We start from the raw sequence: 11799 nt of genomic DNA, 5'->3' as shown, positions 1-11799 counted from the left end.
AGCGGGCGGCGGGAACGCCGGATTAATCCGGGAAAATACCAGGAGAGGCCATGACCAAATCATTCCTTCGCAGCGCTGCGCTGGCGCTTGCCACCGCTACCTCGATGCTTGTGCTGCAGCCGGCGCAGGCTGCAACCGATTCCGCCGCAGTCGTCAAACACTATGCCGATGTGGCGCATGCCAAGTTTTCGGATGCGCTCTCGACCGCTGAGGCGCTCGACAAGGCCGTTGACGCGCTGATCGCCACACCCAGCGAAGCGACGCTGAAGGCCGCCCGCGAAGCCTGGCTCGCCGCCCGCAACCCCTATCAGGAAACCGAAGTCTATCGTTTCGGCAACCCGATCGTTGACGAGTGGGAAGGCAAGGTCAACGCCTGGCCGCTGGACGAAGGCTTGATCGATTATGTCGATCCTAGCTATGGCGCGGAGAGCGACGAGAACGCGCTGTTCACCGCCAACGTTATTGCCAACAAGATCATCAAGATCGACGGCAAGGTCGTGGACGCCACCAATATCACGCCGGAATTCCTGGCAGGTACGCTGCAGGAAGCAGGCGGCATCGAGGCGAACGTGGCGACCGGCTACCATGCCATCGAATTCCTGCTCTGGGGCCAGGATCTGAACGGCACCGGCCCGGGCGCCGGCAATCGTCCTTACACGGACTATGACACCAAGGCCTGCACCAACGGCAATTGCGACCGCCGCGCTGCCTATCTGAAGGCTGCCAGCGACCTGCTCGTGTCCGATCTCAAGGACATGGTTGCCAACTGGACGCCGGACGGCGCTGCCACCAAGAATGTCGAAGCCGACCCCAAGGCTGGCCTTGGCGCCATCCTGACCGGCATGGGCTCGCTCTCCTATGGCGAACTGGCCGGCGAGCGTATGAAGCTCGGCCTGCTTCTGCACGATCCGGAAGAAGAGCATGATTGCTTCTCGGACAACACCTACAACTCGCATCTGCATGACGCGATCGGCATTCAGTCGGCCTATACCGGCGAATATACCAAGGTCGATGGCACCAAGGTGACCGGCCCGTCGCTGTCCGAACTCGTTGCCGCCAAGGATCCGGCGCTCGACAAGGAAATGAAGGAAAAGCTGGCCGCCACGATCACCGCGATGCAAGCCATGGCCAAGCGCGGCGAGACCGTGGAAAAGTACGACCAGATGATCGGTGAAGGCAATACCGAGGGCAATGCCGTCGTTCAGGCGGCCATCGATGGCCTCGTTGCGCAGGCCAAGACGGTCGAGCGCGTCATTGCGTCGCTGCAGCTTGGCACAATCGAGCTTGAAGGTTCCGACAGCCTGGATAATCCTAACGCTGTCTTCCAATGAGAAAGCAAAGGCGGGCCGCCGCTTGCCGTGAGCGGCCCGGTTTTTTCTGAATGCGTACTTGGCTTGTCCGACGCCTGATCGTGCCGTCTGCCGTTCTGTTTCTGACAGCGGCGGGCGGCTTTTCCGTTTTTGGCGGCAGTCTCTCAGCTGGGGAACCTCCTGCGAAAACGGAAGGCCGTGCGGAACAGCTACCGCTGTCTTCCACACGCAATGATCTGACCGACGCGGATCGAGGGCGTGTCGAGGCCGTCACCCGCCCGGCCACCCATTTTTCCAAGGCGGAAAAGTTCGAAGCCATGTCCGGTGGGGCGGGCACGTCGATCGCGTCCGTCAATCAGGATATTCTCTCGCAATTCTCCGCCAATATCAGCTTTGCCGAGGAGGAGAGCTTCAAGCTCGGCAACGCGTTGTTCCGCAAGCTCTGGGTGTCGTCGCCGTCCTCGACGCAGGCATCGGATGGTCTGGGACCACTCTACGATGCCCGCGCCTGCCAGACCTGTCATCTGAAGGATGGCCGAGGGCATCCGCCGGAGGGCTCCACGGACGCCACGTCGATGTTCCTGCGTCTTGCCCGCGCGCCAAAGACCGATGCAGAGCGCGCGGCGATCGCGGCACACGAGGTGCTGAATTTTCCTGATCCGGTCTACGGCCAGCAACTGCAGGATAGCGCCGTCCCCGGCCTTGCCGCCGAAGGCCATATGCGGATCAGCTATACCGAAATCCCGGTGACATTGGCCGGTGGAGAAACCGTTTCCCTGCGCAAGCCAAGTTATTCGGTCGATAAGCCCGGTTACGGGCCGTTCGACCCGACGACCTCCCTGTCGCCACGGGTGACGCAGGTAATGTCCGGCCTTGGCCTAATCGAGGCCATCCATCCGGCCGATATCATGGCGAATGCCGATCCGGACGATACTGATGGCGATGGCATTAGTGGCAAGCTGCCGGTGGTCCGTGATCCGCAATCCGGCAAGCTGGCGCTCGGCCGCTTCGGCTGGAAAGCCCAGAGCGCCACGGTGCGCCAGCAGGCAGCCGACGCCTTGGCCAACGATATAGGCATCTCGTCGCCCGATGCCCGGCGCAGCCACGGCGATTGCACGCCCGCCCAGACGGCCTGTCTGGCGATGGCAGATGGTGTGCAGCCGCGCCTTGGCGATACGGAAGCGCCCGACCCTGTCCTCGGTCTCATCACCTTCTATTCGGAAAACCTCGCGGTCCCGGCGCGACGCAAGGCGAGCTTTGCTGAAACACTGGCCGGCAAGAAGGTCTTTTACGACAGCGGCTGCGCTTCCTGCCATGTGCCGAAATTCGTCACCCGCCGCGATGCCGCCAACACGGCGCATGCGTTCCAGCTGATCTGGCCCTATTCCGACTTTCTGCTGCATGACATGGGCGAAGGGCTTTCCGATGGCCAGCCGGTGGGTGTCGCGTCGGGCAGCGAATGGCGTACGCCGCCGCTCTGGGGGATCGGCTTGACCAAGACGGTGAGTGGCCACACGTTCTTCCTGCATGACGGGCGCGCCCGTAACCTGACGGAAGCCGTCCTCTGGCATGGCGGCGAGGCAGCAAAAGCCCGTGACCGGTTTGCCGCGCTGGAAAGAGCCGATAGACAAGCCCTGATCACATTTCTGGAGTCTCTCTGATGCGCTACCGGCATATCCTGCTTCTCGGTTTGAGCCTTGCCTTCATGCCGCTCTCTGTCATGGCGGAAGATGAAGAGGCGGTGGCGCCACGCGCCGGGCTGAAACAGGAGGCGGTGGCTGGTGTCATGCAGAAGGCCATCGACGATTTCATCCGCCCCGGCTACCGCGATCTGCTGGAGGGCACGGAAGCGCTGGCCGAGGCGGCGCATATGCTTTGCGAAAAGCCCTCCGATGAAACGCTCGGTGACGTGCAGATGAGCTTTGACGAAGTCGTGCAGCAATGGTCGATGATCGAGATCGTTCGCGTCGGGCCGGTGATCGAAGGCAACCGTTTCGAGCGCTTCCTGTTTTTCCCGGATCGCAAGAGCACCGGCCTGAAGCAGGTTCAGCGTATTCTGGCAACGAATGACGAAACGGCGACCTCGGCGGAAACTCTCAAAGGCAAGAGCGTTGCGGCGCAGGGACTCGGCGCGCTGGAATACGTGCTGTACGGTACCGGAGCCGAAATCCTGCCGACGGAGAAGAACGGTTTTCGCTGCCGCTATGGCGCAGCCATTGCCGACAACCTGAAAGCGGTGGCTGGTGAACTGCATGCGGATTGGGAAAAGCCCGATGGCATCCAGGCCGCCTGGAAGAAACCCGGCCCGAACAATCCGATCTACCGCGATGGCAAGGAAGCTGCCACTGAACTGCTCGGCATCCTCGTTCATGGTGTCGAAGCCATCCGGGACCAGCGGCTGCGGCCGTTTTATGCCGGCATCATCAAGGGCGAGCCCGACAAGGGCCACCCGAAAATGGCGATCTACTGGCGCTCCGGCAATACGATGCCGGCGCTCTCGGCGAACTTTACGGCGCTGCATACCCTATTCAACACCGCAGACATGAAGGCGCTTTTGCCGGATGGCAACGGCGATGTGGTCAGCGCCGTCAACTATCTGCTGCAGGCGATCGTCGATGATCTCGACGAGATCGATTTGCCGGTCGAAGAGGCGATTGCGAACGACGAACAGCGCGGCAGGCTGAACCGTATCCTGCAGAATACCAACGATGTCCTGCAGCGCCTCAATCTCGATTTTGGTGCCGCGATCGGGCTGAGCTCCGGCTTCTCTTTTGCCGATGGCGATTGAGCAAAAAAGACTGCATTCCGGCCGCTAGCAAGCGGTTGACAACAAACACACATTGGCGCAAGGGATCGGCCGTGTTCACCTGTGAGCACGGCCAAACAAGGATCAACGGATCATGAACCCCGACAGTCGAAGTAGAGCTTCGATTTTTTCGTCCGTCAGGCCCTGATCACAAGGGTGTCCGCTGGCGGTCGACGACTTGCCAGATTGGAACCCGACATGCTGCGCATCTATTCCTGCCAGAACAATCACCTTGCCGTTATCGACGCCATCCCGGAACTGAGTGACATCACACCGGTCGTATGGTTCGACCTGTTCAATCCCGCCCAGGATGAAACCCGGATCGTCGAACAGCAGCTCGGCATCGAAATTCCGACGCGCGATGAAATGCAGGAGATCGAACTCTCCGACCGCCTGTATCAGGAGGACGGCGCCGAGTTCATGACGATGACGGCGGCAACCGAACTCGATGGCGACAACCCGATCAAGGTGCCGGTGACCTTCATCCTGAAGGGCGCGACATTGGTCACCGTCCGTCATGCTGATCCCAAACCGTTTCATCTCTATGCCGCACGCACGCAGCGCCTGAACGGCATCTCCTGCGAAAGCGGCGAACTGGTCATGCTCGGCCTGCTGGAAGCGATGATCGATCGTACGGCCGATGCTTTGGAGCGGATCGGCAACGAGATCGACGCCATTTCGCGGGAGGTGTTTCGCAAGAACCATTCGAGCGTCACCAAGAAGACCCGCGACCTGCAGTCTTTGATCGAGCAGATCGGTCAGAAGGGCGATTTCCTCAGCGTCATCCGCGAAAGCCTCGTCAGCGTCGGACGTCTCGTCGCCTATCATACGGCGCTGGATGGGATCGGCACGCGCAAGGCGATCAAGGAAAGCCGCCAGCGGATCAAGCTAATCCAGCGCGACGCCGCTTCGCTTGGCGACCACGCCTTGTTCCTGTCGAACAAGATCAATTTCCTGCTCGATGCGACGCTGGGCCTGATCAATCTCGAGCAGAACCAAATCATCAAGATCTTCTCGGTGGCATCCGTCGTCTTCCTGCCGCCGACGCTGGTCGCCTCGATCTACGGCATGAACTTCGATGCGATGCCGGAGCTGAAGTTCCAGTTCGGTTATCCGCTGGCCCTGTTCATCATGGTGCTGTCAGCCTTCCTGCCGTTCCTCTATTTCAAGCGGCGAGGCTGGCTTTAATCGCGTTATTCACCCCGGTGTCTCTGGCGATTTCCCAGATTCTCCGTCATCCTCGCCCTTGTGGCGGGGATCCAGTTGCGGCGCGGACGCGCCGCAAGAGACTCTTCCATGCGACGGACGTCGCATGGCTGGATTCCTGTGACGAGCACAGGAATGACGGAGGCTAGAAAGCGACACCGGCCAATTTGGATCTGTTTGCATGGCATACCAAAACATCTCCACCAGCCAAATTCTCACCGACCGCCGCACCTTCCTGACAATGGCCGGTGCCGTCTGGGCCGCGACCCTTGCCCCGCAAGCAGCCTTCGCCCTGTCACGCACTGACGCCATCTATGCCTCCGCATTCATGGCGCCTGATGGCTCCTATGGCGTGGCGACGCTGACGGAGGAGGGAGAGATTATCGAGCGGGTGCCGCTGCCTGCCCGCGCCCATGGCATGACTTGGTCGCCGGTTAGCAACCGTGCCGTCGCCTTCGCCCGCCGTCCCGGCACCTATGCAATGATCTTAGCGCCGGATGATAGCATCGAGCCGATCGTGATCACCTCCGTCGAAGGCCGGCACTTTTATGGCCACGGCTGCTTCTCGGCGGATGGCCGCCTGCTCTATGCAACGGAGAATGATTTTGCCGGCAATCGCGGCATGATCGGCGTTTACGACGGCACCAACAGTTTTTCCCGCATCGGCGAGTTTCCGTCCTATGGTATCGGCCCGCACGACATGACCCTGTCGGCGGATGGGCGGATGCTGGTGGTTGCCAATGGTGGCATTGAAACCCATCCTGATTTCGGCCGCACCAAGCTCAATCTCGACCATATGGAACCGTCGCTGGCGCTGATCGACACGGCCACCGGCGCGCTGATCGAACGTCACGCGATGCCGGACAACCTGCGCCAGCTCTCGACCCGCCATGTCGATATCGATGCGGATGGAAAAGTCTGGTTTGCCTGCCAGTACGAGGGTGCCCGCAACGATCTGCCGCCGCTCGCCGGTTCTTTTTCGCGCGGCGAGGACATCCGGTTCTTGGATTTGCCGGAGGAGACGACACTGGCGCTCGCCAACTATGTCGGTGCCATTGCGGTCAACCGGCGCGACGGATTGGTCGGCCTGACATCGCCCAAAGGCGGCGCTGAGGTGACGATCGATGCAAGGACCGGCCGGGTCGTGCGGCAGCAAAGCCTTGCCGATGCGGCCGGGATCGCGCCATCGGCACATGGCTTCGTCGCATCGTCCTATTCGGGCGCGTTCGGCGAAACCAAAAGCCGGGTCGCCTGGGACCAGCATATCGTCAGGGTCGGCAAGCTCTGATCACAGGCCGATTAGCGCTTTAAGAGAGGTGCAATATCCTCCCAGAGATAGGCAACCTGTTCGTAACTCCGATTGCCCAGCCCGATACTGGTTGTTTCGACCGCTTTTGCCCCCAGCCGCTCGTAGAATGGCCGGTTGGGATTGCCGGACAGGACCCAGGCAAATAGCGACTTTGCCCCTTGCTCCGCGCAGTGCCTTGCCGCCGAGCAGACGAGCGCGGTGCCGATCCCCGAACCCTGATAGCCGGCCCGGACATACAGTGCATAAATCTCGTGGATATCGTCGGGCACTTTGCCGCGACCCGGCCCGAAATTGGCAAAGCCGATGATTTCATTGGCCGAAGGCTCGACCGCGACCAGATAGCAGACGCCCGGAGCGCCCATGCGCCGGGCGTGGCGGACGGCCTGTTCTTCGCGTGACATGCCATCGAGAAAAACGTCTGCCAGCAAGCCACGAAAGGTCGATCGCCATGTGTCGACCAGCACTCCGGCGATCATGAACAGATCATCGCTCGTGCCCGGCCTGATCTCGAAAGATTTTTGGTCGCTCATGACGATGATATTGGGATTGCCGGTGGCAAATTAAAAGCCCGGTCCATCTGGCGTTCGGTTCATGCTCGCCCTATGTCGGCTGCATGAACCGTATCCTGATCCATATCCTCTTCATCGTCATCGTTCTCGGCTGCGGCCTGTTGATCGGCATCAACAACATTCCTGGCGAATGGTACCAGTCGCTGGCAAAGCCCTCCTTCAATCCACCCAACTGGATTTTCGCGCCGGTCTGGTCAGCGCTTTACGTCATCATCGGCTTTGTCGGCGCCCGCACCTTACTCAACCATCGCGACACCACGGCGATGCGGTTCTGGGTGGCGCAGATGATCTTCAATTTCGCTTGGTCGCCACTGTTCTTCGGGTTTCGGGAAATTGCGCTGGCGCTGATCGTCATCGTCGCGCTCCTGATCTCGATCGTTGGGTTCATCATTGTGAGCCGGAAGCAGGATGATCTCTCTGCGCTGCTGTTTGTGCCCTATCTCGCCTGGGTCGCATTCGCCACATTGCTCAACACGTCGATTTTCCTCATGAATTGAGGCTTGTCCTTGTTTTTCCGCCATGCGACTGTCTGCGCAACGGCGACCAGAAACTGAGACATAGAGAGCACAAGGTGGAATTTCGCGAGCGCATCCGCAATAGCTTCGGCCGCCAGCCCGCCATGGCCACCATCGGGGCGGAACTGACACGGGTGGAGCAGGGCTCGGTCGAGATCGAGCTTCCGTTCGATGAGAAACTGACCCAGCAGCATGGTTTTCTGCATGCGGGGATCATTTCAGCAGCGCTCGATGCCGCCGGCACCTATGCCGCCTATTCGGTGATCGATCCGGATGCCTCGATCCTGACCATTGAGTTCAAGGTCAATCTGATGTCGCCGGGCCGGGGCGAACGCTTCCTGTTTCGCGGCGAAGTGACGAAACCCGGCACGACGATCATCGTCTCCGACGGCCGTGGTTATGCGATTTCGCAGGATTGCCCGGCCAAGCTGATCGCCTCGATGACCGGCACGATGATGGTGATCCGTGGGCGCGAGGGGATCGAAGGATGACATTCGAACTGAAGCATGTAGCGGATAAGAGCCTGCTCTACGTGATGGCCGTCGATGCCGAATACGGCGTGCACCTGCGCGAGCGCATCTCGCCCTTTATGACCGGTGTCGGTCCGGTCGAAGCGGCGGTAACGCTGACGCGCACGCTCGCGGAACTGGCGCACCGCAACAGCCTGCCTGATCTCGTCATCTCGCTCGGCTCTGCCGGTTCTGCCCGGCTGGAACAGGCCGAAGTCTATCAGGCCACCTCGGTTGCCTATCGCGATATGGACGCTTCACCGCTCGGCTTTGTAAAGGGCGCGACGCCGTTTCTCGATCTGCCTGTCACGGTCGATCTGCCGTTGCGCGTACCCGGCGTCGAGACGGCCAGCCTTTCGACCGGCGCCAACATCGTTTCCGGTGCTGCGTACCAGGCCATTGCCGCCGACATGGTGGAAATGGAAACCTTCGCGGTCCTTCGCGCCTGCCAGTCCTTCGGTATTCCGCTGATCGGCCTGCGCGGCATTTCCGACGGCAAGGCGGAACTCAAGCATATCGGCGACTGGACGGAATATCTGCACGTGATCGACGAGAAGCTGGCAAGGGCGATCGATGCACTCGAAAAGGCCGTCAAAACCGGCGAAATCGCCGTCTGAAGCCGCAAAATTGTCCGGGTGCAATGTAATCGTTGCGCTTGGGGCTGCCTTTAATTAAAGGCTGCCCACAGTTCCCCATCAAATAAGCCAAGCCAACGGAAGCGCGTCATGACAGCGACAGTCCATCCCGATACCGTTCTCATCGTCGATTTCGGCAGCCAGGTCACCCAGCTGATCGCGCGACGTGTGCGCGAGACCGGCGTCTATTGCGAGATCGTACCCTTCCAGTCGGCCGATGAAGGCTTCAAGCGTCTCAATCCGAAGGCGATCATTCTGTCCGGCAGCCCGGCTTCGACGCTGGACATCGGCTCGCCGCGTGCACCGCAGCTGGTGTTTGATAGCGGCGTGCCGGTTCTCGGCATCTGCTACGGCCAGCAGACCATGTGCGAACAGCTTGGCGGCAAGGTCGAGGCCGGTCACCACCGCGAATTCGGCCGCGCCTTCATCGAGATCGACAAGGAATGCACGCTTTTTGACGGTATCTGGACTGTCGGTTCCCGTCATCAGGTCTGGATGAGCCATGGCGACCGCGTCACCGCGATCCCGGATGGTTTCGAGGTCGTCGCCACTTCGCCGAACGCGCCGTTCGCTTTCATCGCCAACGAGGCGAAGAAATTCTATGCCGTGCAGTTCCATCCGGAAGTCGTGCACACGCCGGATGGCGCCAAGCTCTTGGCCAATTTCGTTCACAAGATCGCCGGCCTCAAGGGTGACTGGTCGATGGCCGCCTATCGCGACAAGGCCGTTGCCAATATCCGTGCCCAGGTCGGCGACAAGCGCGTCATCTGCGGCCTGTCGGGTGGGGTCGATTCCTCCGTTGCGGCGCTTCTGATCCATGAGGCGGTCGGCGACCAGCTGACCTGCATCCTCGTCGACCACGGCCTGATGCGCAAGAACGAGGCGGCCGATGTCGTTGCCATGTTCAAGGAGCACTACAATCTGCATCTGGTCCATGTCGATGCGTCGGACATGTTCATCAATGCGCTGGAAGGCGAGAGCGATCCGGAGACCAAGCGCAAGACCATCGGCCGGCTGTTCATCGACGTGTTCGAAGCGGAAGCCAAGAAGCTTGGCGGCGCCGATTTCCTCGCCCAGGGCACGCTCTATCCGGATGTCATCGAAAGCGTTTCCTTCACCGGCGGCCCGTCGGTCACCATCAAGTCGCACCATAATGTCGGCGGCCTGCCTGATCGCATGAACATGCAGCTGGTCGAGCCGTTGCGCGAACTGTTCAAGGATGAAGTCCGCATCCTCGGCAAGGAGCTCGGCCTGCCTGACTCGTTCATCGGCCGTCACCCGTTCCCGGGTCCGGGCCTTGCCATCCGCTGCCCAGGCGGCATTACCCGCGAAAAGCTCGAAATCCTGCGCGAAGCCGATGCCGTCTATCTCGACGAAATTCGCAAGGCCGGCCTTTACGACGCCATCTGGCAGGCGTTTGCCGTGCTGCTGCCGGTCCAGACCGTCGGCGTCATGGGCGATGGCCGCACCTACGAATTCGTCTGCGCCCTGCGCGCCGTCACTTCGGTGGATGGCATGACCGCCGATTTCTACCACTACGACATGGACTTCCTCGGCCGCGCCGCCACCCGCATCATCAACGAAGTCCGCGGCATCAACCGCGTTGTTTATGATGTGACAAGCAAGCCGCCCGGCACGATCGAGTGGGAGTAACAGAGGCGAACGGCGGCGTTATGCACCGCCGTTGCATTGATCCACCTCGCAACCCTTATGCGCTGAGCGTGAGCAGGAGTTCGTCGAGCTGCTCGAACTGCTCGGGCATGCCGCCTTCCATGCCGGCGCAGGCTTCGTCGAGGGCTTCCTTGGTGGGGTAGAGTTCGTGCAGGGTCAGAAGCGTCACGTCGCCTTTGTCTTCGAAGGTCACCGTGGTCACGGCAGCGTCATCACTTTCCTCATTCGTCCAGACGAGGCGCGTGTTCGGTATCACTTCGATGTACTTGCCGAAGAATTCCATAGCGCTTGAGGCATCCTGGCCAAACGCAACACGGTAGCCGCCTCCGACACGAACATCCATCTCGCAGGAAAGCAGAGGCACGCCTGTCGATTTCGGTGCCCACCACCGCATGAACAGCTCGGCCTTGGTCCACGCCTCATAGACGATGCGCGCCGGGGCGTTGAAGGTCCGCGTCACCACCAGCTCGCGCTCGGACTTTGGTTCGATCGTCGTGCGGCTGTTCATGAGCTCATGATCACTTCCTTTGTCCATCGACTTTCTCCCTTTGTTTCAATTCCTCGACAATCTCGTCCAACGCATCGAAGCGTGTATCCCAGAGTTGGCGGTAGCTCTCGATCCATGCCGCCTCTTCCTCCAGCCGGCGTAGGCCGAGCTTGCAGGTCCGCACGCGCCCGATTTTCTCCGTGGTGACCAGTCCGGCCTGCTCCAGGACGCCGACGTGCTTCTTCATGCCCGTGAGGGTCATGTGGAACGTCTCGGCAAGCTCCGTGATCGAAGCATCTGCTCGTCCGAGCTGCTCCAGAACGCCGCGTCGGGTGGCGTCCGACAGCGCGGCGAACGAGGCGTCGAGACGGGGCGTAATATACTGAACCATGTGGTTCAGTATATAGCCGACGAATTGTTGGCATGCAAGGGGGAGGCCCAGGATGGTCCAGCATACCAGCGAATGACGCCAGACGAATGTCGTGCCTCGGCGAGTAGCAACTCATAGTCTTCCAGCATGCCAAGCACGGGCTGGATACCCGATCCGCTCAGCTTCTCAATTTGGTCTGCATTGCGGACGAGGCCGCGCACCCCATAACCGGCGTTTACAAGCTTTTGGCCGATTTCACCTCCAATATAGCCACCCGCTCCTGTAAGAAATATTGCCATCGTCAAACCTTTTGTCGAACTATCATGTGGGTGCATGTAGGAAGTCCGGTTGGCTGGATAATGTGCTGTGATGTCCGGTTTGATCGGACGAGTTTTCCGTACCTTAACGATTC

Annotated in this window: 13 protein-coding genes; 9 read left to right on the top strand and 4 right to left on the bottom strand. The window is 60.5% G+C overall.

Annotated features, from left to right (window positions below; translation table 11 throughout):
* Positions 1-50: 50 nt before the first annotated feature.
* The 5 genes from ACP7E0_RS10155 (at position 51) to ACP7E0_RS10135 (ending at position 6610) form a co-directional block, all read left to right on the top strand.
* On the top strand, positions 51-1331 hold the full coding sequence (locus ACP7E0_RS10155; protein WP_426124691.1) for an imelysin family protein: 1281 nt from the start codon (positions 51-53) through the stop codon (positions 1329-1331).
* A 50-nt stretch (positions 1332-1381) separates the two neighbouring features.
* Positions 1382-2971 (top strand): di-heme oxidoredictase family protein, encoded by a 1590-nt coding sequence (locus ACP7E0_RS10150; RefSeq protein ID WP_426124689.1) that lies wholly within the window; start codon positions 1382-1384, stop codon positions 2969-2971.
* On the top strand, positions 2971-4098 hold the full coding sequence (locus ACP7E0_RS10145) for an imelysin family protein (RefSeq protein ID WP_426124688.1): 1128 nt from the start codon (positions 2971-2973) through the stop codon (positions 4096-4098). The genes ACP7E0_RS10150 and ACP7E0_RS10145 overlap by 1 nt, the downstream gene beginning before the upstream one ends.
* A 216-nt stretch (positions 4099-4314) precedes the next feature.
* Complete coding sequence (locus ACP7E0_RS10140) at positions 4315-5304, top strand: magnesium transporter CorA family protein (protein WP_426124686.1); 990 nt, start codon at positions 4315-4317, stop codon at positions 5302-5304.
* 199 nt (positions 5305-5503) lie between these two features.
* Positions 5504-6610 (top strand): DUF1513 domain-containing protein, encoded by a 1107-nt coding sequence (locus ACP7E0_RS10135; RefSeq protein WP_426124684.1) that lies wholly within the window; start codon positions 5504-5506, stop codon positions 6608-6610.
* Positions 6611-6621: 11 nt separating this feature from the next.
* Here ACP7E0_RS10135 and ACP7E0_RS10130 read toward each other — a convergent pair whose 3' ends face one another.
* Positions 6622-7161 (bottom strand): GNAT family N-acetyltransferase, encoded by a 540-nt coding sequence (locus ACP7E0_RS10130; RefSeq protein ID WP_426124683.1) that lies wholly within the window; start codon positions 7159-7161, stop codon positions 6622-6624.
* Between the two features lie 83 nt (positions 7162-7244).
* Here ACP7E0_RS10130 and ACP7E0_RS10125 point away from each other — a divergent pair, with 83 nt between their 5' ends.
* The 4 genes from ACP7E0_RS10125 (at position 7245) to guaA (ending at position 10512) form a co-directional block, all read left to right on the top strand.
* Entirely contained in the window at positions 7245-7697 is a 453-nt protein-coding gene (locus ACP7E0_RS10125) for a TspO/MBR family protein (protein ID WP_426124681.1), read from the top strand.
* Between the two features lie 122 nt (positions 7698-7819).
* Entirely contained in the window at positions 7820-8206 is a 387-nt protein-coding gene (locus tag ACP7E0_RS10120; protein WP_426124938.1) for a PaaI family thioesterase, read from the top strand.
* Entirely contained in the window at positions 8203-8841 is a 639-nt protein-coding gene (locus ACP7E0_RS10115; protein ID WP_426124680.1) for a 5'-methylthioadenosine/S-adenosylhomocysteine nucleosidase, read from the top strand. The genes ACP7E0_RS10120 and ACP7E0_RS10115 overlap by 4 nt, the downstream gene beginning before the upstream one ends.
* A gap of 108 nt (positions 8842-8949) precedes the next feature.
* On the top strand, positions 8950-10512 hold the full coding sequence (guaA, locus tag ACP7E0_RS10110) for a glutamine-hydrolyzing GMP synthase (RefSeq protein ID WP_426124678.1): 1563 nt from the start codon (positions 8950-8952) through the stop codon (positions 10510-10512).
* 55 nt (positions 10513-10567) lie between these two features.
* Here the strand turns inward: guaA and ACP7E0_RS10105 are convergent, their stop codons facing one another.
* Genes ACP7E0_RS10105 through ACP7E0_RS10095 form a run of 3 tightly spaced genes read right to left on the bottom strand, consistent with a single transcriptional unit; the run spans position 10568 to position 11686 of the window.
* Positions 10568-11065 (bottom strand): SRPBCC family protein, encoded by a 498-nt coding sequence (locus ACP7E0_RS10105; protein WP_426124677.1) that lies wholly within the window; start codon positions 11063-11065, stop codon positions 10568-10570.
* Entirely contained in the window at positions 11049-11408 is a 360-nt protein-coding gene (locus ACP7E0_RS10100; protein WP_426124675.1) for an ArsR/SmtB family transcription factor, read from the bottom strand. Before ACP7E0_RS10100 ends, ACP7E0_RS10105 begins: the two co-directional genes overlap by 17 nt.
* 5 nt (positions 11409-11413) lie before the next feature.
* Complete coding sequence (locus ACP7E0_RS10095; RefSeq protein ID WP_426124674.1) at positions 11414-11686, bottom strand: NAD(P)H-binding protein; 273 nt, start codon at positions 11684-11686, stop codon at positions 11414-11416.
* Positions 11687-11799: the final 113 nt, after the last annotated feature.

This window comes from Pararhizobium sp. PWRC1-1 (genome assembly GCF_049897905.1).
GTDB lineage: Bacteria > Pseudomonadota > Alphaproteobacteria > Rhizobiales > Rhizobiaceae > Pararhizobium.
Note: the sequence above shows the minus strand (reverse complement) of the source record. Positions and strands in the feature narration are given on the sequence as shown.